25 protein-coding genes are annotated in these 23,775 nt (G+C 60.4%); 15 read left to right on the forward strand and 10 right to left on the reverse strand.

What is annotated here, in order from left to right; all coding sequences use genetic code 11:
- Positions 1-566: 566 nt before the first annotated feature.
- Positions 567-749, forward strand: a complete 183-nt coding sequence (locus tag ACTD9P_RS24220) for a hypothetical protein (protein WP_017139170.1) — start codon at positions 567-569, stop codon at positions 747-749.
- A gap of 103 nt (positions 750-852) precedes the next feature.
- On the forward strand, positions 853-2,049 hold the full coding sequence (locus ACTD9P_RS24225) for an MFS transporter (RefSeq protein ID WP_438869685.1): 1,197 nt from the start codon (positions 853-855) through the stop codon (positions 2,047-2,049).
- Here the strand turns inward: ACTD9P_RS24225 and arfB are convergent.
- The gene (arfB, locus tag ACTD9P_RS24230) at positions 2,046-2,459 is read right to left on the reverse strand and encodes an alternative ribosome rescue aminoacyl-tRNA hydrolase ArfB (RefSeq protein WP_438869686.1); all 414 of its coding nucleotides are present in this window, start codon (positions 2,457-2,459) and stop codon (positions 2,046-2,048) included. The genes ACTD9P_RS24225 and arfB overlap by 4 nt on opposite strands.
- Positions 2,460-2,516: 57 nt before the next feature.
- Here arfB and ACTD9P_RS24235 point away from each other — a divergent pair, with 57 nt between their 5' ends.
- Entirely contained in the window at positions 2,517-2,894 is a 378-nt protein-coding gene (locus tag ACTD9P_RS24235; protein WP_438869687.1) for a c-type cytochrome, read from the forward strand.
- 59 nt (positions 2,895-2,953) lie between these two features.
- Here ACTD9P_RS24235 and ACTD9P_RS24240 read toward each other — a convergent pair whose 3' ends face one another.
- Complete coding sequence (locus ACTD9P_RS24240) at positions 2,954-4,375, reverse strand: amino acid permease (protein WP_438869689.1); 1,422 nt, start codon at positions 4,373-4,375, stop codon at positions 2,954-2,956.
- 648 nt (positions 4,376-5,023) lie between these two features.
- Here ACTD9P_RS24240 and ACTD9P_RS24245 point away from each other — a divergent pair.
- Positions 5,024-5,161, forward strand: coding sequence for a hypothetical protein (locus tag ACTD9P_RS24245; RefSeq protein WP_003175756.1), 138 nt, complete (start codon positions 5,024-5,026; stop codon positions 5,159-5,161).
- Between the two features lie 73 nt (positions 5,162-5,234).
- Positions 5,235-6,194 (forward strand): CgnE/CgnB domain-containing protein, encoded by a 960-nt coding sequence (locus tag ACTD9P_RS24250; RefSeq protein WP_438869690.1) that lies wholly within the window; start codon positions 5,235-5,237, stop codon positions 6,192-6,194.
- Positions 6,195-6,405: 211 nt separating this feature from the next.
- Here ACTD9P_RS24250 and rluB read toward each other — a convergent pair whose 3' ends face one another.
- The 6 genes from rluB to ACTD9P_RS24280 form a co-directional block, all read right to left on the reverse strand.
- Positions 6,406-7,629 (reverse strand): 23S rRNA pseudouridine(2605) synthase RluB, encoded by a 1,224-nt coding sequence (gene rluB, locus ACTD9P_RS24255; RefSeq protein ID WP_017139164.1) that lies wholly within the window; start codon positions 7,627-7,629, stop codon positions 6,406-6,408.
- A gap of 144 nt (positions 7,630-7,773) precedes the next feature.
- Positions 7,774-7,965: a DUF1289 domain-containing protein gene (locus ACTD9P_RS24260; RefSeq protein WP_017139163.1), complete on the reverse strand. Its 192-nt coding sequence runs from the start codon at positions 7,963-7,965 to the stop codon at positions 7,774-7,776.
- A gap of 134 nt (positions 7,966-8,099) precedes the next feature.
- Entirely contained in the window at positions 8,100-9,032 is a 933-nt protein-coding gene (gene scpB, locus ACTD9P_RS24265; protein ID WP_438869691.1) for an SMC-Scp complex subunit ScpB, read from the reverse strand.
- 12 nt (positions 9,033-9,044) lie between these two features.
- Positions 9,045-9,863, reverse strand: a complete 819-nt coding sequence (locus ACTD9P_RS24270; RefSeq protein WP_498371982.1) for a segregation and condensation protein A — start codon at positions 9,861-9,863, stop codon at positions 9,045-9,047.
- On the reverse strand, positions 9,864-10,493 hold the full coding sequence (locus tag ACTD9P_RS24275) for an L-threonylcarbamoyladenylate synthase (RefSeq protein WP_438869700.1): 630 nt from the start codon (positions 10,491-10,493) through the stop codon (positions 9,864-9,866).
- Between the two features lie 13 nt (positions 10,494-10,506).
- Positions 10,507-11,370 (reverse strand): PHP domain-containing protein, encoded by an 864-nt coding sequence (locus ACTD9P_RS24280; RefSeq protein ID WP_200433844.1) that lies wholly within the window; start codon positions 11,368-11,370, stop codon positions 10,507-10,509.
- Between the two features lie 87 nt (positions 11,371-11,457).
- Here ACTD9P_RS24280 and ACTD9P_RS24285 point away from each other — a divergent pair, with 87 nt between their 5' ends.
- From ACTD9P_RS24285 to ACTD9P_RS24315, 7 genes are all read left to right on the forward strand, one after another.
- Complete coding sequence (locus ACTD9P_RS24285; protein ID WP_438869692.1) at positions 11,458-12,054, forward strand: septation protein A; 597 nt, start codon at positions 11,458-11,460, stop codon at positions 12,052-12,054.
- A gap of 1 nt (position 12,055) precedes the next feature.
- Positions 12,056-12,355: a YciI family protein gene (locus ACTD9P_RS24290; RefSeq protein WP_438869693.1), complete on the forward strand. Its 300-nt coding sequence runs from the start codon at positions 12,056-12,058 to the stop codon at positions 12,353-12,355.
- Positions 12,356-12,461: 106 nt separating this feature from the next.
- Positions 12,462-12,869, forward strand: a complete 408-nt coding sequence (locus tag ACTD9P_RS24295) for an SH3 domain-containing protein (RefSeq protein ID WP_438869694.1) — start codon at positions 12,462-12,464, stop codon at positions 12,867-12,869.
- A 7-nt stretch (positions 12,870-12,876) separates the two neighbouring features.
- Positions 12,877-13,554: a response regulator transcription factor gene (locus ACTD9P_RS24300; protein ID WP_056858601.1), complete on the forward strand. Its 678-nt coding sequence runs from the start codon at positions 12,877-12,879 to the stop codon at positions 13,552-13,554.
- Between the two features lie 267 nt (positions 13,555-13,821).
- The gene (locus ACTD9P_RS24305) at positions 13,822-14,286 is read left to right on the forward strand and encodes an LTXXQ domain protein (RefSeq protein WP_438869695.1); all 465 of its coding nucleotides are present in this window, start codon (positions 13,822-13,824) and stop codon (positions 14,284-14,286) included.
- 66 nt (positions 14,287-14,352) lie between these two features.
- Positions 14,353-15,696 (forward strand): sensor histidine kinase, encoded by a 1,344-nt coding sequence (locus ACTD9P_RS24310; protein ID WP_438869696.1) that lies wholly within the window; start codon positions 14,353-14,355, stop codon positions 15,694-15,696.
- A gap of 40 nt (positions 15,697-15,736) precedes the next feature.
- The gene (locus ACTD9P_RS24315) at positions 15,737-17,086 is read left to right on the forward strand and encodes a CoA transferase (RefSeq protein WP_438869697.1); all 1,350 of its coding nucleotides are present in this window, start codon (positions 15,737-15,739) and stop codon (positions 17,084-17,086) included.
- A gap of 114 nt (positions 17,087-17,200) precedes the next feature.
- On the opposite strand, the gene ACTD9P_RS24320 is transcribed toward ACTD9P_RS24315, so the two are convergent.
- Positions 17,201-18,064 (reverse strand): DNA-3-methyladenine glycosylase family protein, encoded by an 864-nt coding sequence (locus ACTD9P_RS24320; protein ID WP_438869698.1) that lies wholly within the window; start codon positions 18,062-18,064, stop codon positions 17,201-17,203.
- A complete protein-coding gene (gene arcD / locus ACTD9P_RS24325; RefSeq protein ID WP_056858596.1) occupies positions 18,061-19,488 on the reverse strand; it encodes an arginine-ornithine antiporter in 1,428 nt (475 codons plus the stop codon). Before arcD (ACTD9P_RS24325) ends, ACTD9P_RS24320 begins: the two co-directional genes overlap by 4 nt.
- Before the next feature lie 447 nt (positions 19,489-19,935).
- Between arcD (ACTD9P_RS24325) and arcD (ACTD9P_RS24330) the strand changes: the two genes are divergently transcribed.
- The 3 genes from arcD (ACTD9P_RS24330) to ACTD9P_RS24340 are packed head-to-tail and all read left to right on the forward strand — an operon-like array spanning position 19,936 to position 23,662.
- Complete coding sequence (gene arcD, locus ACTD9P_RS24330) at positions 19,936-21,363, forward strand: arginine-ornithine antiporter (RefSeq protein ID WP_438869699.1); 1,428 nt, start codon at positions 19,936-19,938, stop codon at positions 21,361-21,363.
- A gap of 20 nt (positions 21,364-21,383) precedes the next feature.
- Positions 21,384-22,640, forward strand: a complete 1,257-nt coding sequence (gene arcA / locus ACTD9P_RS24335; RefSeq protein WP_200433837.1) for an arginine deiminase — start codon at positions 21,384-21,386, stop codon at positions 22,638-22,640.
- Between the two features lie 11 nt (positions 22,641-22,651).
- Complete coding sequence (locus tag ACTD9P_RS24340; RefSeq protein WP_027605559.1) at positions 22,652-23,662, forward strand: ornithine carbamoyltransferase; 1,011 nt, start codon at positions 22,652-22,654, stop codon at positions 23,660-23,662.
- Positions 23,663-23,775: the final 113 nt, after the last annotated feature.

A 23,775-nucleotide genomic window follows, 5' to 3' on the forward strand; every position in this document is an offset into this window, starting at 1 on the left:
GCGGTGTGTCAGTCAATTAATCTGTAACTGACCCACCGCATTCGCGAGCAAGCCCGCTCCCACAGTTGACTGCATCCAACCTTGACGGTGAAGTGAGGTTGGCTGTTGCCGTTGCTCTGGCCCTTACATCCTTTTCGCTGACGAATTCGGCGGTCTTTTGATCTGCGCTTGTGATCTTGATCTGAAAGCGCCCCCCAGTACACCCACCCTGCGACCCCATGCCACTTGCGTAAAAAAATGAAAATTCGTACATCCGCCGACATAAAATTCTTTTTGTCATTTTCAGTGCTGTATCCTGCCAAGGCTTTTTGAGAGCGCGGAATCACCTGCGATTGATAAAACAGATCTTGCGAGGAGCGACGACGATGCACGAGATACCTAATCTCCCCTTCCCAAGCCTGCACCCAACTGAGCAGCCAACACCGCAGCAGGCCAGTGACAAGCAGCCTGAGGCCAAAGAAGCAAAACCAGTCGACAGCAAAAGCCAGGACTGACGCCGTACCAGACCGTGTGGAAAGCGCACTTCAAGCGCTTTCCACACTGCCTGAATCACCGAGACCCCCGCCATGACCGACACCCTCCCCGACACCCCGGACGCCGCCGTACTCGACGCTGCCCTGCAGATGATCGAAGTCTGGAACCGCCTCAGCGCCGACAAACAAGCCCTGTTACTCAAGCGTTTCGGCACCCAGGAAAACGCCCTGGCCGCTCTGGTGACCACGCAAATGCTGGCCCCGCCTCAAGCCTGATGTCTTTTTGCGCTGACGTTTTGCTTTTTACCGCCCTGCCCAAGCCAAAGCATCGGTATCATTAGCAGCCTATCTTTACCTGCTGCAACGGTGGACCTCCCCCATGCCAAATACCCAGCGCCCCATGGCGGTCACGCTGCAAGTCGTTTCTATCGTGCTGTTTACCTTTATCGGCTACCTCAACATCGGCATTCCCCTGGCCGTATTGCCGGGCTATGTGCACAGTCAACTGGGCTATGGCGCGGTCATCGCGGGCTTGGTGATCAGCGTGCAATACCTGGCCACCCTGCTGAGCCGTCCGTATGCCGGCAAAATCATCGATAACCTGGGCAGCAAGCGCGCGGTGCTGATCGGTTTGGTTGGTTGCGGCCTGAGCGGCGTGTTCATGTTGCTGGCGGCGTGGTTTTCCAGCCTGCCCGGCGTCAGCCTGGTCAGCCTGCTGATTGGCCGACTGGTGCTGGGCAGCGCCGAAAGCCTGGTGGGTTCAGGCGCTATCGGCTGGGGCATCGGCCGGGTCGGTGCCGCCAACACGGCCAAGGTTATCTCGTGGAACGGCATCGCCAGCTATGGGGCGCTGGCCGTGGGGGCCCCGCTGGGCGTGCTGCTGGTCAGCCACTTGGGGCTGTGGAGCATGGGCGTCAGCATCATTCTGTTGGCAGTGCTCGGCGTGCTGTTGGCCTGGAACAAGGAAGCCGCGCCGATTGTGGCCGGCGTACGTCTGCCCTTCATGAATGTGCTGGGCCGCGTGCTACCCCACGGCTGCGCCCTCGCGTTGGGTTCGATTGGTTTTGGCACCATCGCCACGTTTATCACGCTGTATTACACGACCCAGAGTTGGGACAACGCGGTGTGGGCCTTGAGCCTGTTCGGCGCCAGTTTTATCGGCGCACGCTTGCTGTTCGGCAATTTGATCAACCGGATTGGCGGCTTTCGTGTAGCAATTGCCTGCCTGTCGGTAGAAGCCCTCGGCCTGCTGTTGCTGTGGATGGCACCCGACGCGCAATGGGCGCTCGCCGGTGCGGCGTTGAGTGGGTTTGGCTTTTCGTTGGTGTTTCCAGCGCTGGGCGTAGAAGCCGTCAATTTGGTGCCAGCCTCCAGCCGTGGCGCGGCGGTGGGGGCTTATTCGTTGTTTATCGACTTGTCGTTGGGTATCACCGGCCCACTGGCCGGGGCGGTGGCCGCAGGTTTCGGCTTTGCGTCGATCTTCCTGTTTGCTGCCCTGGCTGCCGTCGGTGGCCTACTGTTGAGTGTGTATTTGTACCGGCAAGCACCCAAGGCCCGTGAGGCGCGCGACGCTTAGAAGTCGACCTTGCCGCGCCCAGCCTTGATATTGCCGCGCTTGGTCTTGGATTCCAGTCGACGCTTCTTCGAGCCCAGGGTGGGTTTGGTCGGGCGGCGCTTCTTCTCGACCTTGGTGGCACTGAGGATCAACTCCACCAGGCGCTCCAGCGCATCGGCGCGGTTCTGCTCCTGAGTACGGTATTGCTGGGCCTTGAGCACCAGCACGCCTTCACTGGTGATACGACTGTCACGCAGCGCCAGCAAACGCTCCTTATAGAACGCCGGCAACGACGACGCCGGGATATCAAACCGCAGGTGCACCGCGCTCGACACCTTGTTGACGTTCTGCCCACCGGCGCCCTGGGCGCGAATGGCGGTCAACTCGATTTCGGCATCGGGCAAGTGCACATTGTTGGAAATTACCAGCATCAATCAAAAACCTTAGGCAACGGGCGACAACCACATAAACAACAAGGACGCAGTAACATGAAAAGGCTATTCACCCTTGTGCTCGGCACTTTATCACTCATTCAAACGTCACTGTCCGTCGCGGACAATGCCAACGGCAAAAACCTGTATTCACAGCGATGCGCCATGTGCCACGGCCCGGACCTCAAGGCCAGCGGGCCATTGGCCAGGAAAAGCAGCCCTCCCACGCCTGACCTTACAACGCCTGCTTTCAAAAAACGGCTGGCGGATTATCCGGGGGTTATTGTGTCTTCGGTGATCCTGCGCCCCAACGGCAACCTGATCCCAAAAACCCTGCAAGACAACGGTGTGAAGGTTGCGCCGCATGCCTGGAGCGTCAAGGATTTTCGCGACCTCAACGACTACATGAGTGGCGTTATTTCAAACAGCCGATGAATCTCATTGCAAAAAAATACCCCTCAATAGAGGGGTATTGATAACCGAGCAAGCACCGCTTACTTCAGCGCTGCACTCGCCGTGGTCAACGCAGCTTCAGCACTGCGCTTGTTCTTGATCCCGTAACACACCGCCATGAACGCTACCCACACCGGGATTGCGTACACCGACACCTGAATCCCCGGAATCATCAGCATGATCACCAGGATAAACACCACGAACGCCAGGCAGATGTAGTTGCCATACGGATACCACAGCGCCTTGAACAACGGCACCTGGCCGGTGCGGTTCATGTGCTGGCGGAACTTGAGGTGCGAGAAACTGATCATCGCCCAGTTGATCACCAAGGTGGCCACCACCAGCGACATCAGCAGTTCCAGCGCATGCTGAGGGATGAAGTAGTTCATCAATACGGCCACCAGAGTGACCGCCGCCGACGCAAGGATCGAGCGCACCGGTACACCGCGCTTGTCGATCTTGGCGAGTGCCTTGGGCGCATCGCCCTGCTCAGCCATGCCCAGCAACATGCGGCTGTTGCAGTAGGTGCCGCTGTTGTACACCGACAATGCCGCCGTCAGCACCACGAAGTTGAGAATATGCGCGGCAGTATTGCTGCCCAGCATCGAAAACACCTGCACGAACGGGCTGCCGCTGTAGGCATCGCCCGACGCGTTAAGGGTCGCCAGCAGGCTGTCCCATGGCGTCAGCGACAACAGCACCACCAGCGCGCCGATGTAGAAAATCAGGATGCGGTAGATCACCTGATTGATCGCCTTGGGGATCACGGTGCGTGGCTGATCAGCCTCAGCGGCGGTAAACCCCAGCATTTCCAGGCCGCCGAACGAGAACATGATGATCGCCATGGCCATCACCAGGCCGCCGACGCCGTGGGGGAAGAACCCGCCGTGGTCCCACAGGTTGCTCACCGAGGCTTGCGGGCCGCCGCTGCCGCTGACCAGCAGGTAGCTGCCCAGGGCGATCATGCCGACGATAGCCACGACCTTGATGATGGCGAACCAGAACTCGGCTTCACCGAACACTTTGACGTTGGCCAGGTTGATCAGGTTGATCAACACGAAGAACGCCGCCGCCGAGACCCAGGTCGGGATCTCCGGCCACCAGTAGTGCACATACTTGCCGACCGCAGTCAGCTCCGACATGCCCACCAGGATGTACAGGATCCAGCAGTTCCAGCCCGACAGGAAGCCGGCGAAACCGCCCCAGTACTTGTGGGCAAAGTGGCTGAAGGAACCGGCGACCGGCTCTTCGACGATCATTTCGCCGAGCTGGCGCATGATCATGAAGGCGATGAAGCCGCAGATGGCATAACCCAGGATCATCGAAGGGCCGGCGGATTTGAGCACGCCGGCCGAGCCCAGGAACAGGCCGGTGCCGATGGCGCCACCGAGGGCGATCAACTGGATATGCCGATTTTTCAGGCCGCGTTTCAGCTCGCCTGAAGAAGATTGGGGTCCACTCATGAAAAGGGTCTCACGCAAGGTTTGAGAATATCGAATGCAGGTTGCTGCCTTGAATTACCGACTCAAGCAGCGCGGCTCAAACCCCAGCGCAGGCACCAGGAGTACAGCGTCTTTCTAACGGTCATGCGTCACCTGTTTGTTTTTATCTGTGACGAAATCGAACCCGTCCGACTCGTGGCCGGGCGGAGTGATCAGGGTGGGTAAACCCTGAGGTCTTGGCCTTTTGCGTGGGTACGCAAGGAGGGTCACAGTAAAACGCGGCGCATTGTACACCGCTCGACAGCTTCAGCACGCCCCAACAGGGTGCACGCGACAAACTGTCAGCTAATCCTTACAGCTGAACGCCACTCAGGAATGCCGGGGCAAACCCGTAAAACTATCGTTACACCCCGGAAAATAAGCGTTACAGCCAGACTTTTTTGTCAGCCAACGGAAAACTGTCAGTGAGAAACATCTGAATAATCGGTTCAGCCAATGTGCTGTTTTTTCTGGATAAAAAATCACTGCGAAAAAACAGAAGAAAAAATCCAAATGAAACCGTGTCAATAAATATTTTGCATTTTCAAACACTCTCTCCTAGGTTCTTTCACTTGCCAGCGAAGCCCGTTGGCAAGCCGTTCTCAAACAACGTCCTCTAGGAGATACACCATGCAAGCACTGGAAAACGACCTGGAAACCGAACTGCAACTTGACGATTGGTTTGAAGCGCCGACCCATGAGGCCGCCGTTGAAATGATGCAAGCCGATGCCGTTGTGCCCTTTGGCACCGCGATGTGGCCTTTCTAACACCCGGCAGGCATCCGGCAGATGCAGTGCACTGCATCTGCCCCCTTACCCAAGGCACAGAAGGACACCCGTCATGGACAAGGCCCGCGCCGTCGAACACTTTCTCTACTACCTCGCACACCATCCGGCACTCAACGGCCTGAGCCGCCCTACCGTGTTGCTGGGCCATACCGAGCGCTACGACGCCATCGCCGAAACCATCACCCATAGCAGCGCCGCACGCTTCAACTTCCAATGCCAACGGCTGGACCTGACGCCCAGCGACACCCTGGCCCACGCCATCGAAGCCTGCGACCTGTACCTGTTTCTGTATGACTCTTCGACCCTGCCCAACCCACGCGCCGAAGGCCCGGACTTTATTCGCGCCCTGCAAGGCGTAATGGCCGAGCACTGGAAGAAATCCCTGCTGTTCAAGGATTATGGCGACTATTTCTACGACACGTTCAGCGTCGAGCCGCAGCGCATCGCCGACCTCAATGCCACGCTGATCCGGCGCATGTCCCAGGCCAGCGTGCTGAGCTTTACCGACAAACACGGCTCACGCCTTGAGGCGCCGCTGAGCAGCATCAAGAAATGGACCAATATTAACGGTGTCGGCAACCACGACCTGGCGCCGGGCGAAATCGCCACCCACAGCGAAGCCATCAACGGTCAAGTGCGGTTTGTTGGCACTTTCCTCAGCACCATCCCGTTTGCGCGTAAATACGGCGTGCTGCAATCCCCGCTGGAGTTGTGGATCGAGAACTCAACGATTTGCAGCGTGGCCAGCGACGTGCCGGGGCTGGCGGATGACTTCAACAAGTACCTGAATGCCAACCCGTCCAACCGACGTGTGGAGGAATTGGGGATTGGCACCAATGAAGGGGTTAAAGACTTATATGCGCGCAACGCCGGGTTTGAGGAGCGCCATTGCGGGTTGCACCTGGGCTTGGGTGGCGGGCAGAAAGGCAGCCATCACCTGGATCTGATCTTTGAGAGTGGCGTGTTGGCGCTGGATGACAAGCCGGTGTTTGATGGCAGGTTTGCGTTCTAAACACCGGCCTTTGAAATGATGGAGATCTACGGTGGGAGCGGCGGTGCGACGACTCGACTTGCTCGCGAATGCGGTGGATCAGTTGATGCATGGGCAAGCTGATACACCGCATTCGCGAGCAAGCCCGCTCCCACAGTTGATTGGGTTACCAAGTTTCAGAGCCAAAAAAAAGCCAACCCTAGGGTTGGCTTTTTTTTATGCCGCAATCAAATCACTGCGGCTTCTTGCGACCAAAACCCGGACGCTGACCGGAACCAGCCGGGGCGCCACGGCGCTTGCCCGACGGCTCGTCGGCGACCAGTTTCGGGCCAGGGCGCTTGTTCGCCGCAGGCTTGGCTGGGCGCTTGGTGCTGGCGTTGTCCGCTGGGCGGTCCGCTTCACCACGGTTGCTACGGCCACCGCTTGGCGCTTCACCACGGGCAGGACGCGGAGTACGCGGTGCACGCTCGCCTTCCTGACGCGATGGCGCGGTTGGGCGGCGCTCGCCTTCGATGTGCGGCTCACGGGAGATACGACCACCGGTTGCCGGTGCATTCAGCGCCGGGCGCAAGGTGCGGGCAACACGTTCGGTACGCGCCACAGGACGCGAGGATTTACGCTGCATACGCTCAAGCTTGTCTTTGCTCTTGGCGTTCATCTGCGGCATGGCCACTGGCGTCAGGCCGACTTCGGCACTGAGGATGTCGACTTCGTACTGGCTCATTTCGCGCCAGCGGCCCATCGGCAGGTCGGAGTTGAGGAACACCGGGCCGAAACGCACGCGCTTCAGGCGGCTGACCACCAGGCCCTGGGATTCCCACAGGCGACGCACTTCACGGTTACGGCCTTCCATCACCACGCAGTGGTACCAGTGGTTGAAACCTTCACCACCGGGCGCCTGCTTGATGTCGGTGAACTTGGCCGGGCCGTCTTCCAGCACCACGCCAGCCTTGAGGCGTTCGATCATCTCGTCATCAACTTCGCCGCGCACACGCACGGCGTATTCGCGGTCCATCTCGTAGGACGGGTGCATCAGGCGGTTAGCCAGTTCACCGTCGGTGGTGAACATCAGCAAGCCAGTGGTGTTGATGTCCAGACGACCGATGTTGATCCAACGGCCTTCTTTGGGCTTGGGCATCTTGTCGAACACGGTCGGACGGCCTTCCGGGTCGTCACGGGTGCAGATCTCGCCATCGGGCTTGTTGTACATGATCACACGGCGCACCGATTCGGCGGCCTCTTCACGCTTGATGACCTTGCCATCAATGGTGATTGCATCGTGCAGGTCGACGCGCTGGCCGAGGGTAGCCTCGACGCCATTGACCTTGATGCGCTTCTGGGTGATCCAGGCTTCAACGTCGCGGCGTGAGCCCACGCCGATACGCGCCAGCACCTTTTGCAGTTTTTCGCCTGCTGGGCCGATTTCCTGGCTGTCGTTCTGGTCTTGGTCGTTCATCTTAAGCACCTCCCGGTGGGTCGATTCAGGCGTGGCCTGAAGAGTATTGAAAGCGGGGCTTTGGCCGAATAGGTCGGCAAAGGGTCGCGAATCATACGCGCATGGCGCGGGTTTCGCATCACAGACTAGTCGATAAGGCCCAAGTCATTTGCTTTTCCGCCGACCGGTGGCGCCCAGAGCCAGCAGGCGCAACTCGGCTTCGGCCAGAACGGTGCGTTTGTCGGCTTTGTCGAGTTTCTTCCAGGCACGGATTTCGCGCTTGCTGCGGCCACAGCCGACACAGATGTCGTCGGCGAATTTGCAGATGCTGATGCAGGGGTCTTTGGTGGAACTCATCATTACGGCTCTCGTTCCCACGCTCCGCGTGGTAATGCATCCCGTGACGCTCCGCGTCACAAGCGGACGCGGAGCGTCCGAGGCGGCATTCCCACGCAGAGCGTGGGAACGATCTATGTGTTTGGTAGACCGGGTCAGTCCTCGAACTCGCGGCGTTCGGCTTCAATGGCTTCAGCCAGTGCTCGGGCTTCGTCTTCTTCGTCGCTCAGCGGCGGCTGTTCGAGGGCGGCAACGGCGGCCAGGAGCTTTTCACGGGCTTCGGCCACGCCAAGGATATCTTCTTCGGGTTCCGGTTCAGATTCGACTTGCGCTTCAACCTCAACGTTCACCTGGGTTTCAGGCTCAGCCGCGCCATCACGCAGCAAGTCATCAAAGTCCGTCTTGATGCCCTGCTCCATGTCATCCAGTTCAAGCAGCAAGGTATGGAAACTGGTTTCGTCCTTCGGCTCTTCCGGCTCGGCGGTGGCGTCAGCCAGTTCCTGCAGGCTGGCAGGCACCGGCGCGTCGTCGAAGTCGAGCACCGGCTCGGCTTCCATCTCGCGCAGTTCGGCGAGCGGCGGCAGGTCATCAAGGTTTTTCAGGTTGAAGTGATCGAGAAACACCTTGGTGGTGGCGAACATCGCCGGTTTGCCGGGCACGTCGCGGTAGCCGACGATGCGGATCCACTCGCGCTCCAGCAGCGTCTTGACGATATGGCTGTTGACTGCCACGCCCCGCACATCCTCGATCTCGCCGCGCGTAATCGGTTGGCGATAGGCAATCAGCGCCATGGTCTCCAGCATCGCGCGGGAATAACGCTGAGGGCGCTCTTCCCACAAACGGCCGACCCACGGGGAAAACTTCTCACGAATCTGCAGGCGATAACCTGACGCCACTTCACGCAGTTCAAAGGCGCGACCGTCGCAGGACTTGCGCAGAATCTCCAGCGCCTTCTTGAACACCGGTGGTTCAGGGCGCTCGGCCTCTTCGAACAACTCGAACAGGCGTTCCAGAGACTGCGGTTTTCCCGAGGCCAGAAGAAAGGCTTCCAGCAAGGGTGCCAGTTCGCGGGGTTCAGTCAGATTCATCGATTCAGCTCTTTATTCGGCTCGCGCCCGCACGTGGATAGCCGCAAAAGGCTCATTCTGGACCAACTCGACCAAGGATTCCTTGACCAGTTCGAGGATCGCCATAAAGGTCACCACAACCCCCAAACGCCCTTCTTCCTTGGTAAACAGCTCGACAAACGGCACAAAGCCGCCGCCCTTGAGGCGCTCCAACACATCGCTCATGCGCTCGCGGGTCGACAGCGCCTCGCGACTGACCTGGTGGCTTTCAAACATGTCGCCACGGCGCAGCACCTCGGCCATGGACATCAGCAATTCTTCCAGGCTTACATCCGGCAACAGCTTGCGCGCCCGGGCTTCTGGCGCGTCAAGCTTGGGCACCACCACATCACGGCCCACGCGGCTCAAACCGTCGATGCCTTCGGCGGCGGCCTTGAAGCGTTCGTATTCTTGCAGGCGGCGGATCAGTTCGGCACGCGGGTCGTCTTCTTCGGCCTCAATGGTCTCGGCGCGCGGCAAGAGCATGCGCGACTTGATCTCGGCGAGCATGGCAGCCATCACCAAGTACTCGGCAGCCAGTTCCAGGCGTACCGATTGCATCAACTCGACATACCCCATGTACTGGCGGGTGATTTCCGCCACCGGGATGTCGAGGATATTGATGTTCTGCTTGCGGATCAGGTACAGCAGCAAGTCCAGCGGGCCTTCGAAGGCCTCAAGGAAGACTTCCAGCGCATCCGGTGGAATATACAGGTCCAGCGGCATTTCCATGACCGCCTGGCCATACACCATGGCAAAAGGCAGTTCCTGCTGGGCGCCGGCCTGGGGATCAGCGGTTTCCACGGCCGACATTCAGGCCTCAACCATAAACGGCGTCGGGTCGCCGCAGCCCACGCGCACCACTTGCGGCTCGCCGTCGGCCAGGTTGATCACGGTGGACGCCTTGTTGCCGCCGTAGCCGCCGTCGATGATCAGGTCGACGTGTTTTTCCAGCAGGCGGCGCATTTCGTAAGGGTCGTACAACGGCTCTTCTTCGCCAGGCAGAATCAGCGACACGCTCATCAACGGCTCACCCAACTCGGCCAGCAACGCCAAGGCAATCGGGTGCTCGGGCACACGCAGGCCGATGGTGCGCTTTTTGGGGTGCAGCAACAGGCGCGGCACTTCGCGGGTGGCGTTGAGAATAAAGGTGTACGGCCCCGGCGTGTGGGCCTTGAGCAGGCGGAAGGTGCCGGTGTCGACTTTGGCGAACAGCCCAAGTTGCGACAAATCACTGCAGATCAGCGCAAAGTTGTGGTTCTTGTCCAGCTCACGCAGGCGTCTGACCCGTTCAACCGCGCTTTTGTCGCCGATCTGGCAACCAATGGCGTAGGACGAATCAGTCGGGTAGATCACCACGCCACCGGCGCGAATGATCTCCACGGCCTGTTTAATCAGGCGCGCTTGAGGGTTTTCCGGATGAATCTGGAAGAATTGACTCACGTGTTCTACCTGTTCAGACGGTGGCAATAATGGGGTCATGCTTAAATCGCCCCCACAACAGCGGCAAGTCTTCCGGGACCTGGCGGTACTCGCCAATCTCGGACCAGCCGCCTGGGCCATGAAAATCACTGCCGGCGCTCACCAGCAGACCAAATTCGCGGGCAAGAATCGCCAGGCTGCCCACCTGATCAGCGGGTTGATGCCCGTTGACCACTTCGATTGCGTGGCCGCCCGCTCCAATATAGTCGGCAATCAGCTTGCGGCGTTTGCTGCGGGTGAAATCGTAATGCCAGGGATGCGCCAGGCTCACCCAGGCCCCGGAGGCGCGCAATGTGCCGACCGTATCTTCCAGGGTCGGCCAGTGTTGCTTCACATCGCCCAACTTGCCGGCGCCCAGCCACTTGCGAAAGGCTTCAGCTCGGTCTTTAACAAAACCTTCACGCACCATCCAGTCGGCAAAGTGCGGCCGGGCCGGTGCGTTGCCGCTGTCGCCCAGTTCCTGCTGGACGGCGCGGGCGCCATCAAGGGCATTGGGCATGCCTTTAAGGCTGAGCTTGCGGCTTATTTCTTCGGACCGCAGCCAACGGCCATCGTGCAATTGGGCGATGGCAGCCACTAAAGGCGCAGCGTTTTGATCGAAACCGTAGCCGAGCACATGAATGGTGGCGCCGCCCCAGGTGCAGGACAATTCCACGCCGTTGACCAGTTGCATGCCCAGCGCATGCGCCGCCGTGCGGGCCTCATCGAGGCCCTCGAGGGTGTCGTGGTCGGTCAACGACAAGACTCGCACGCCTTTTTCAAACGCACGCGCAACCAGTACCGCGGGCGCCAGGGCGCCGTCGGAGGCCGTGCTGTGGCAGTGCAAATCAACATTCACGGGAGTGTGTAACCTCAAGTCAGCTGGCGCTTTCGCTACCAAGGATGTTTGTTATTATGCCGCCACATCCAGCTTCTGGCTCTTACTGTGAAACAATTCATCGACTTCATCCCGCTGTTGCTGTTTTTCATCGTTACCAAACTCGACCCCAGGGTCATTGATATCGCCGGTCATCAGCTCTCGTTCGGGGGCATCTACAGCGCCACCGCCGTGCTGATCGTCAGTTCTATCGTAGTCTACGGCGCCATTTTCATTTCCCAGCGCAAACTGGAAAAAAGCCAATGGCTGACCCTGGTTGCCTGCCTGGTGTTCGGCGGCCTGACCCTGGCCTTTCACAGCGAAACATTCCTTAAATGGAAAGCGCCGGTCGTTAACTGGCTGTTCGCGCTGGTGTTTATCGGCAGCCACTTCATCGGTGACCGCCTGTTGATCAAGCGCATCATGGGCCACGCGTTGACCCTGCCGGAGCCGATATGGGTGCGTTTGAACGTGGCCTGGATCGTGTTTTTCCTGTTCTGCGGCGCCGCCAACCTGTTCGTGGCCTTTACCTTCCAGGATTACTGGGTGGACTTCAAAGTCTTCGGCAGCCTGGGCATGACCGTACTGTTCCTGATCGGCCAAGGTATCTACCTGTCGCGCCATCTGCATGACACCGCCCCTACCACGCCGAAAACCGAGGACTGACATGCTCTACGCCATCATTGCCACCGACGTTGCCGATTCGCTGGAAAAACGCCTGAGCGTGCGCCCGGCGCACCTTGAGCGCCTGAAAACCCTGCAAGCCGAAGGCCGCCTGGTGATCGCAGGCCCGCACCCGGCCGTCGACAGCAATGACCCAGGTGCCGCCGGCTTCACCGGAAGCCTGATCATTGCCGAGTTCGCCTCGCTGGCCGACGCCCAGGCCTGGGCCAACGCCGATCCCTACATCAAAGCAGGCGTCTACGCTGATGTAGTGATCAAGCCGTTCAAGCAAGTCCTGCCTTAAGCCCGGCTGCGCTGAACCTAATCGGTTCGGCGCGCTCCTAATTGCTCATTATTCTCGGTAACCTGCCGACAACGTTCTGAATATTCGTGTGGAATCAGGAGTTCCGATGCGCTTACGTCCGTTGTGTCTGTTGGCAGTGTTAATGATCGGGGCGACCGCCCACGCTGAAGAAACCTCGAACACCGGCAGCTCCACGCCCTTGTCCCTGAGTGCCGGCAGCCAGATCACCGAGTTGCAGCAACGCTTGAAAGAAAGCGAACGGCTGCATGAAGAACTGAACAAACAACTGCAAAGCACAGAGGCCGCCCGTGAAAGCGCTCAACTGAATCGCTTGCGCCAGGAGAACCAACGCCTGGCCCAGCAACTCAAAGAGACACAGGGCGGCACCCTGACCCGCTGGCTGACCGAGCAACAACAATGGTTTGTTACCGGCGGGGCCGTCGCACTGATCGCCTTGCTGTGCGGGATCTTTGCCAGCGGTGGGCACCGTCGCCGTCGACAATGGCTAAATTGAGTGAGTCATGAGCGAGCTGTTACTGATAGATGATGACCAGGAGCTCTGTGAGCTGCTGACCAGTTGGTTGAGCCAGGAAGGTTTTCAGGTGCGCGCCTGCCACGACGGCTTGAGCGCGCGCAAAGCCCTGGCCGAAGCCGCACCCGCCGCTGTCGTGCTTGACGTGATGCTGCCGGATGGCAGCGGCCTGGAGTTGCTCAAGCAATTGCGCAATGACCACCCGGAATTGCCGGTGGTGATGCTCTCGGCCCGTGGCGAGCCGCTGGACCGTATCCTCGGCCTGGAACTGGGTGCCGACGATTACCTGGCCAAGCCTTGCGACCCACGCGAACTGACTGCGCGCCTGCGCGCCGTGCTGCGCCGCAGCCACCCGGCGGCCGTGTCGACGCAGATGGAACTGGGCGACCTGTGCTTCAGCCCGGTGCGCGGCGTGGTCAGCATCGACGAGCAGGAATTCACCCTCACCGTGTCCGAAAGCCGCCTGCTCGAAGCGTTGCTGCGCCAGCCCGGCGAGCCGCTGGACAAGCAGGAACTGGCGCAGATCGCCCTGGGCCGCAAGCTGACCCTTTACGATCGCAGCCTGGACATGCACGTAAGCAACCTGCGCAAAAAGATCGGCCCACACCCGGATGGCCGTCCACGGATCGTGGCGCTGCGCAGCCGCGGCTATTACTACAGCCTCTAAAGACAACACTATCCCCTGTGGGAGCGGGCTTGTGTGGGAGCGGGCTTGCTCGCGAAGGCAGTCTGTCAGTTGACGCAGACTTCGACTGATACACCGCCTTCGCGAGCAAGCCCGCTCTCACACTTGATCTCACCAGCCCTGAAGGTTTTGTCAGCTCACACCAAAACCCTCTTTACCCAAGCTTTACCCTCCCCTGACCGCCGCTGACCTTGCGCTGCGTAACCTACTCACATCCGGACTCACCGGAATAGAGACAGGAGAAACACCATGCGCAAGACCCTTATCGCTCTGATGTTCGCCGCTGCCCTGCCAACCATCGCCATGGCCGCAGCGCCAGAAGGCCCAGGCCCGATGGGCGGCCCTGAAGGCCATATGATGGGCGGCCCTGGCCACGGCGGTGAACACGGTCCGCGTGGCAAAGGCGGCCCCTTCAGCCAGCTCGACCTGAGCCGCGAACAGCGCCAGCAAATCGGCAAGCTGATGGGCGAACAATGGCACGGCCGCAAAGAGATCGTGCGCAAGTATCTGGACAAACTGCCAGCCGCTGACCAGCAAGCCATGAAAAACGACATGGCTGCCGCCAAGCAGAAAACCCAGGCTGACATACGTGCCGTGCTCAAACCCGATCAACAGAAGAAATTCGACGAGATCGTCAAGAAGCAAGCCGAGCGCCGCGCCGAGTGGAAGGAATTCCAGGCCTGGAAAGCGCAACAGCCGCAAAAAGCGCAATAATGCTCTAGCGTTACCTCCCAGCCCAGTGGCTCGCGCCGCTGGGCTTTTCCTGTTTGAGGGTTTCCTGTGCGTTCATTGTTCTGGCGCATCCTGGCCAGTTTCTGGCTGGCCATCGCCTTGGTTGCCGGGCTGTCGATCCTGCTTGGGCACATGCTTAACCAGGATGCCTGGATTCTCAGCCGTCATCCCGGCCTCAACAACCTGGCGCAAGAGTGGACGCAACTCTACGAAGCTCAGGGTGAGGACGCCGCCCAGGAGTTGCTGCAACAGCGCAAACGCCAGTACCACATTGACGTGCAGGTGCTCAACGAAAGCGGCGACCCGGTGGTACGCGGCACCTTCCCGCGCCGTGCCGCCGCCTTCGAAGCCCGCCAGAATGACAATCAGGACAGCCACCTGCCCTGGCGCCGCCTGACCGCCGAGTACACCAGTGAAAAAACCGGCGACACGTACCTGCTGATCTACCGCATTCCCCACCCGGAGCTGGACGCCTGGCACCGCAGCAGCCTGCTGTGGCCGTTGAGCGCGCTGGCAATCGCCCTGGTGGTGCTGACGCTGTTCAGCCTGCTGGTGACGCTCTCCATCACCCGCCCACTCAGCCGCCTGCGCGGCGCGGTGCATGACCTGGGCCAGACCACCTATCAGCAAAACAGCCTGGCGCAACTGGCCAACCGCCGCGATGAATTCGGCGTGCTCGCCACCGACTTCAACCGCATGGGCGCGCGCCTGCAAAGCCTGATCGGCAGCCAGCGCCAATTGCTGCGCGACGTGTCCCACGAACTGCGTTCACCACTGGCCCGCCTGCGCATCGCCCTGGCCCTGGCCGAACGCGCCAACCCCGAAGAACGCGAACGGCTGTGGCCGCGCCTGACCCGCGAGTGCGACCGCCTGGAAGCGCTGATCAGCGAGATTCTGGTGCTGGCCCGCGTAGATGCCGACAACGCCAGCGCCGAAGAGGTCGACCTCACCCCACTGCTCAGAACCTTACAAAAGGATGCCCAACTGAGTGCGCCGGAACAGGTGGTGCAACTGAGCGCCGAGCCCGCACTGCACCTCAAGGGCTGGCCGACCATGATCGAGCGCGCCGTGGACAATCTGCTGCGCAACGCCCAGCGCTTTAACCCCGTGGGCCAGCCCATCGAGCTAAGCGCCCAGCACCAGGGCGAGCACATCCTGATCAGCGTGCGCGACCATGGCCCCGGCGTTGAAACCGAACACCTGAGCCAGCTGGGCGAGCCGTTTTATCGCGCGCCCGGCCAAGCCGCCCAAGGCCACGGGCTGGGCCTGGCGATTGCCCGCCGCGCCGCCGAACGCCATGGCGGCAGCCTGATCCTGGGCAATCACCCGGACGGCGGTTTTATCGCCAGCATCGACTTGCCGTTGGTGCCGGGAGTGGTCACAGCCGTGTGAGGATCTTCTATAGTGGCCCTTCTCTAACGGAGGGCCTTTGATGACTGACCTGCTGACACCCATCCAAGCCGCACTCGATTTACCGCAAACCCCGCTGACGCTTACCGAGGCCGGCGCCCTGCCCTCGACCTTTGCCGTGACCGAACTGGCCAGCGCCAGCCTCGGCGCTGCCGGCCAGGCGGTTGCTCAACTTATCCAGCAACAAACCGGGCGCTTGCCCAGCGTAAGCGTGGACCGGCGCCTCGCTTCCTTCTGGTTCTCCTCCTCGATTCGCCCGGTGGGCTGGCAAGTACCGCCGCTGTGGGACCCGGTAGCCGGCGACTACGCCAGCGTCGACGGCTGGATCCGTTTGCACACCAATGCGCCCCATCACCGTGCCGCCGCCGAGCGCGTGCTGGGCAAGGTCAATGACCGCGCCGAGATGGCCAGTAAAGTCGCGACCTGGAACGCCGCCGAACTGGAACAGGCGATCGTCGAGGCCGGCGGTTGCGCGGCGCAGATGCGCACATGGCAGGCCTGGCAAACCCATCCGCAAGGGTTGGCGGTGAACGCCGAGGCACTGGTGCAGCGCCAGACCTTCGACACCCCCTGCGACAAACCCTGGCTCGGCTCGGTGGCACGCCCACTGGCAGGCATCAAGGTGCTGGATTTGACCCGTGTGTTGGCCGGCCCCGTGGCCAGCCGTTTTCTCGCAGGCTTGGGCGCAGATGTACTGCGCATCGACTCGCCGACCTGGAACGAGCCCGGTGTAGTACCGGAAATGACCCTGGGCAAACGCTGCGCACGCCTGGACCTTAAAAGTGCCGAAGACCGCCAGGTGTTCGAAAGCCTGCTCAAGGACGCCGACATCCTGTTCCACGGCTACCGCGCCGACGCACTGGAGCAGTTGGGCTACACCGCCACAGCATTGCAAAACCTCGCCCCCGGCCTGATCGACGTGAGCCTCAACGCCTACGGCTGGAGCGGCCCGTGGCGTAACCGTCGCGGCTTCGACAGTTTGGTGCAGATGAGCAGCGGCATTGCCGACGCCGGCATGGCCTGGAAACAGGCGGATAAACCGGTGCCGCTGCCGTTGCAGGCGCTGGATCATGCAACCGGGTATTTGATGGCGGCCAGTGCCATTCAAGCAATGAGTGAGCGGCTGAAAACCGGCCGTGGTGGTTCGGCGCGGTTGTCATTGGCGCGCACGGCGAAGTTGCTGGTGGAGGCCGGGCAAGTGCCGGAGCAGCCGGCGTTGCGGGCAGAAGACCCGGGCGATCAGGGCTTGGTGGTGGAACAGACGGCCTGGGGCCAGGCGCATCGTTTGCTGGCGCCGGTGACCATCAGTGGCACGCCGTTGCAGTGGGATTTGCCGGCCGGGGAATTGGGCTCGCACCGGCCTCAATGGTGACTTGAAAACCGCTTTCGCGAGCAAGCCCGCTCCCACATTTGGCCCCATTCCAAAGGATGTACTCAGTCAAGTGTGGGAGCGGGCTTGCTCGCGAAGAGGCCCTGACAGATGTCATCAGTCCATTCTGCTCAACGACGTCCACAAATGCTGCGCCGCATACGCCCTTAAAGGCCGCCACGCCTCAGCTCTAGCCAACAACTGCCGCGCCGACACTGGCCCACCTTCCAACGCCGCCAGCGCATTGATCAAGCCAATATCCCCCGACGCAAACGCATCCGGCTCACGCAACTGACGCATGGCGATGTAATGCGCGGTCCAGTCGCCAATGCCCGGCAAGGCCACCAGCCGCGCCACGCCGTCCTTGAGGCTGGCCTTGGGCTCAAACACCGATGGATCATCCAGCAACGCCTGAGCCACACCCGACAAGGTACGGCCCCGCGCCTTGGGCATGCCCAAGGTCGCGAGGTCCGCCGCCGCCAAGACTTCGGCAACCGGAAACACATGGGTAATGCCGGCATACGGCGTGTACAGCGGCTGGCCATACTGCGCCACCAATTTACCCGCCAGGCGAATGGCCGCGACCACCGTGATCTGTTGGCCCAGCACGGCGCGAATCGCCAGTTCCAAACCGTCCCACGTCCCCGGCACACGCAGGCCAGGGCGGGCAGCCACCAGCCGCGCCATCAACGGGTCGGCGGCCAGTTGTGCATTGATCAACCCAGGTTGGGCATCCAGATCGAACATCGCCCGCAGGCGCCGCTCGATCTCGGGCAGCGCCGCCGTGTCGGAAAACTCAACGCCCACTTCCAGCCAATCGCCCGCACCCGGCGCCACGCTGAGGCAGCCGTGCTGCCCGTTCACGCTGATGCTGCGCCGATACATGCCGGCCTCTACGGTCTCCAACCCGGTGATGGCCCGCGCCGATAAAAAACCCAGCATTGCCGCCCAGTCATAGGGCGGCTCATACGCCAATCTCACAACGACAACACCCCGCTATACAGCCCATAAGCCGCCAGCCCAGCGCCCGCGATCACGCAGCTGAAAATGCCTTTTTCCATGTGCGTAAACAAGGGCTGGCCCTGTTCGCGCTTGGCCAGGGCAAACAGGATCACGCCAGGTGCGTATAGCAGCGCCGAGAGCAGCAGGTACTTCAAGCCACCGGCGTACAGCAGCCAGACGGCATAGCCGAGGGCGATCAGGCCGACCAGCAAATCCTTGTAGCGCTGGCGCTGGGCACCGGCATAGGTTTCACCGCGCCCGCTCAACAGCACCGCGTAGGCCGCCGACCACAGGTACGGCACCAGGATCATCGACGAGGCCAGGTAAATCAGGGTGGTGTAGGTGCTGTGGGAAAACAGCGTGATCACCAGGAACACCTGGATCATCAGGTTGGTGAGCCACAGCGCGTTGACCGGCACCCGGTTGGGGTTTTCCTTTTTCAGGAAGGCCGGCATGGTTTTGTCATGGGCGGTGGCGTAGAGGATTTCCGCACACAGCAGCGCCCATGACAGCAAGGCGCCGAGCAGCGACACGGCCAACCCGATGCTGATCGCCATCGCGCCCCACGGCCCGACGATATGTTCCAGCACACCCGCCAGTGACGGGTTTTGCAATTGCGCCAGCTCCGGCTGGCTCATGATGCCCAGGGACAGCACATTCACCAGCACCAACAGCGCCAGCACGCCAAGAAAACCGATCACGGTGGCGCGGCCCACGTCCGAACGCTTCTCGGCGCGCGCCGAATACACGCTGGCGCCCTCGATACCGATAAACACGAACACAGTGACCAGCATCATGTTGCGTACCTGATCGACCACGCTGCCAAATTGCGGGTTGCCCAGGCCCCAGATATCGCGGGTGAAAATATCCGCCTTGAACGCCACGGCGGCGATCACGATAAACATCAGCAACGGCACGATCTTCGCCACGGTGGTGATCTGGTTGATGAACGCCGCCTCCTTGATGCCGCGCAGCACCAGAAAATGCACGGCCCACAGCAGCAGCGAGGCGCAGCCGATGGCGACTGGTGTATTGCCCTGGCCGAACACCGGGAAAAAGTAGCCGAGGGTGCTGAACAGCAACACGAAGTAACCAACGTTGCCCATCCACGCACTGATCCAGTAGCCCCAGGCCGACGAAAACCCCATGTAGTCACCGAACCCGGCCTTGGCGTAGGCGTACACGCCGGAATCCAGTTCGGGTTTGCGATTGGCCAGGGTCTGGAACACAAACGCCAGGGTCAGCATGCCGACGGCGGTGATGGCCCAGCCGATCAGCACCGCGCCCACTTCGGCGCGTGCGGCCATGTTCTGCGGCAAAGAAAAAATCCCGCCGCCGATCATCGAACCTACCACCAGGGCAATCAACGCGCTGAGACGTAGTTTCTCGGCCGGTTGGGACATGAAAAACTCCTGAAAATAAATAGTTCGAGATAACACGCGTGCACTCAACTAATTAACTCAGCGAGTGTAGCGTTTATTAAAGACCGCGATAAAACTGTCACGCTCATAACGCAATGGCATGACAGTTTATAAAGTTTAGGCTTATTTAGAATTTAAGGATGCAAGGCACTTTGCCACTTTGTGAAGGCTTAGCCAGGTATTTGAGAAAAGTTTGCACATTCTGCAAAACGGGCTAGCGTCAAACGTCCATACCTCGGACTAAATGATTAATCAAAACGCAGGAGCCGCTCTGGAAAGCGCCTTTGCGGGGAAAACTATTGCCCCGGGATTTTACCCCTAAGTCATTAATTCACAATGGAATGTGCCAATGAAGTGATCTGAGTCAGCTGTTTGATTAGCGCACGGAATTATTCTGTGGTCTCTCTTCTCCTGCATTGGAGTCATGCAATGTCTGAAACTCCCGGAAAACTTCGACTCGGCGCACTGGTTGCGCTGGTCGTGGGCTCAATGATTGGTGGCGGGATCTTCTCACTGCCGCAAAACATGGCCGCCAGCGCCGATGTCGGCGCGGTGTTGATCGGCTGGGTCATTACCGCCATCGGCATGCTCACCCTCGCTTTCGTATTCCAGACCCTGGCCAACCGCAAGCCTGACCTCGACGGCGGCGTGTACGCCTACGCCAAGGCCGGCTTTGGCGACTACATGGGTTTCTCATCGGCCTGGGGCTATTGGATCAGCGCCTGGCTGGGCAACGTCGGTTACTTCGTGTTGCTGTTCAGCACCCTCGGTTACTTCTTCCCCATTTTCGGCGAAGGCAACACGCCAGCGGCGGTGATCGGCGCCTCAGTGCTGCTGTGGGCCGTGCATTTCCTGGTACTGCGCGGGATCAAGGAAGCAGCCTTCATCAACCTGGTGACCACCGTCGCCAAGGTGGTGCCGCTGGTGCTGTTTGTATTGATCGCGCTGTTCGCGTTCAAGCTGGACATCTTCACCGCTGACATCTGGGGCGTAAAAAACCCCGACCTGGGCAGCGTGATGAACCAGGTGCGCAACATGATGCTGGTCACCGTGTGGGTGTTTATCGGCATCGAAGGCGCGAGCATCTTCTCGTCCCGTGCAGAAAAACGCAGCGACGTGGGCAAGGCCACCGTGATCGGTTTTATCACCGTGCTGCTGTTTTTGATGCTGGTGAACGTGCTGTCCCTGGGCATCATGACCCAACCGGAACTGGCCAAACTGCAGAACCCTTCGATGGCTGCGGTGCTGGAGCATGTGGTGGGCCACTGGGGCGCGGTACTGATCAGCGTCGGCTTGATCATCTCGCTGTTGGGTGCGCTGCTGTCATGGGTGCTGCTGTGTGCGGAGATCATGTTCGCCGCCGCCAAGGACCACACCATGCCGGAGTTTTTGCGCAAGGAAAACGCCAACCATGTGCCGGTCAACGCCCTGTGGCTGACCAATGCGATGGTGCAGGTGTTCCTGGTGATCACGCTGTTCTCGGCCAGCACTTACCTGTCACTGATCTACCTCGCCACCTCGATGATCCTGGTGCCTTACCTGTGGTCGGCGGCCTATGCGCTGCTGCTGGCGGTGCGCGGCGAGACCTACGAAAACGCCCTGCGCGAGCGCAGGAAAGACCTGTTCATCGGCGCCATCGCCCTGATCTACGCGGTCTGGCTGCTCTACGCTGGCGGCACCAAATACCTGCTGCTGTCCGCCCTGCTCTATGCCCCCGGCGCAATCCTGTTCGCCAAGGCCAAACATGAACTGGGCAAACCGATTTTCACCAACGTCGAGAAGCTGATTTTTGCCGCAGTCGTCATTGGCGCCCTGGTGGCTGCCTATGGCCTCTACGACGGCTTCCTGACTCTGTAATTCTGACTGGAGGATCTGTAATGACCACGGAAAAAGTGAAGTACGGCGTACATTCCGAAGCCGGCAAACTGCGCAAAGTCATGGTGTGTTCCCCAGGTTTGGCGCACCAGCGGCTGACCCCCAACAACTGCGACGAACTGCTGTTCGATGACGTGCTGTGGGTGGCCCAGGCCAAGCGCGACCACTTCGACTTCGTGACCAAGATGCGCGAGCGGGACATTGATGTGCTGGAAATGCACAACCTGCTGACCGATATCGTCGCCATCCCCGAAGCGCTGGACTGGATCCTGGAACGCAAGATCACCGCCAACACCGTTGGCCTGGGCCTGGTCGCTGAAGTCGGCTCGTGGCTGCGCAGCCTGGAGCCGCGCAAAATCAGCGAGTACCTGATTGGCGGCGTGTCGGCCGATGACCTGCCGAGCAGCTTCGGTGGCAAGACCATCGAGATGTTCCGCGACTTCCTCGGCCACTCAAGCTTCATCCTGCCGCCGCTGCCCAACACCCAGTTCACCCGCGACACCACCTGCTGGATCTACGGCGGCGTGACGCTCAACCCGATGTACTGGCCGGCGCGACGTCAGGAAACCCTGCTGGCCAGCGCCATCTATAAATTCCACCCCGAGTTCACCAACGCCGACTTCCAGATCTGGTACGGCGACCCCGACCAGGAACACGGGGCCGCCACACTCGAAGGCGGCGACGTGATGCCGATTGGCAATGGCGTGGTGTTGATCGGCATGGGTGAGCGCTCTTCGCACCAGGCCATTGGCCAACTGGCGCGCAACCTGTTCAAGAACAAAGCCGTGGAACGCGTGATCGTTGCCGGCCTGCCGAAGTCCCGCGCGGCGATGCACCTGGATACGGTGTTCAGCTTCTGCGACCGCGACCTGGTGACGATCTTCCCCGAAGTGGTCAACCAGATCGTGCCCTTCACCCTGCGCCCGGATGAAAGCAAGCCACACGGCATCGACATCCAGCGCGAGAAAACCAACTTCCTCGAAACCGTGGCCGCAGCCCTCAACCTCAAAGCACTGCGTGTGGTCGAGACCGGCGGCAACAGCTTCGCCGCCGAACGCGAGCAATGGGATGACGGCAACAACGTGGTGGCCGTGGAGCCCGGCGTGGTGATCGGCTACGACCGCAACACCTACACCAACACCTTGCTACGCAAGGCCGGTGTGGAAGTCATCACCATCAGCGCCGGTGAACTGGGCCGAGGCCGTGGCGGTGGCCACTGCATGACCTGCCCGATCATCCGCGACCCCATCGACTATTAAGGAGATTCATCATGGCTTTTAACATGCGCAACCGCAGCCTGCTGTCGCTGATGCACCACACCACCCGCGAGCTGCACTACCTGCTGGACCTGTCCCGCGACCTCAAACGCGCCAAGTACACCGGCACCGAGCGTCCGCACCTGCAAGGCAAGAACATCGCGCTGATCTTCGAAAAAACCTCGACTCGCACCCGTTGCGCGTTCGAAGTGGCAGCCCATGACCAGGGCGCCCACGTCACCTACATTGACCCGGTGTCGTCGCAGATCGGCCACAAGGAAAGCATGAAAGACACCGCCCGCGTCTTGGGCCGTATGTTCGATGCCATCGAGTACCGTGGCTTTGAGCAGGAAATCGTCGAAGAGCTGGCCAAGTTCGCCGGTGTACCGGTGTTCAATGGCCTCACCGCCGAATTCCACCCAACGCAAATGATCGCCGACACCCTGACCATGCGCGAGCACAGCGACAAGCCGCTGCATGACATCAGCTACGCGTACCTGGGCGACGCGCGCTACAACATGGGCAACTCGTTGCTGATGATCGGCGCCAAACTCGGCATGGACGTGCGCATCGGCGCGCCGAAAGCGCTGTGGCCACACGAAGACTTCATCAAGCAGTGCCAGGCGTTTGCCGAAGAAAGCGGCGCGCGCATCACCATCACCGAAGACCCGAAAGAAGCCGTCAAAGGCGTGGACTTCATCCACACCGATATCTGGGTGTCGATGGGTGAGCCAGTGGAAGCGTGGGACGAGCGTATCGAGCAACTGCTGCCGTACCAGGTCAACGCCAAGATGATGAAAGCCTCGGGCAACCCGCGCGTGAAGTTCATGCACTGCCTGCCGGCGTTCCATAACAGCGAAACCAAAGTGGGCAAGGACATCGCCGCGCGTTATCCGAACCTGGCCAATGGTGTGGAAGTGACTGAGGAAGTGTTCGAGTCGCCGGCCAACATCGCGTTTGAGCAGGCGGAAAACCGCATGCATACCATCAAGGCGATTCTGGTGTCGGCGCTGGCGGATATTTAACCCCACTCTGATCGTTCCCACTGTTGAAGCGCGATCAAAACTGTGGGAGCGGGCTTGCTCGCGAATGCGGTGTGTCAGTCAGCACGTGGATCAACTGATCCACCGCATTCGCG

The organism is Pseudomonas onubensis, assembly GCF_965653655.1.
Classification (GTDB): domain Bacteria; phylum Pseudomonadota; class Gammaproteobacteria; order Pseudomonadales; family Pseudomonadaceae; genus Aquipseudomonas.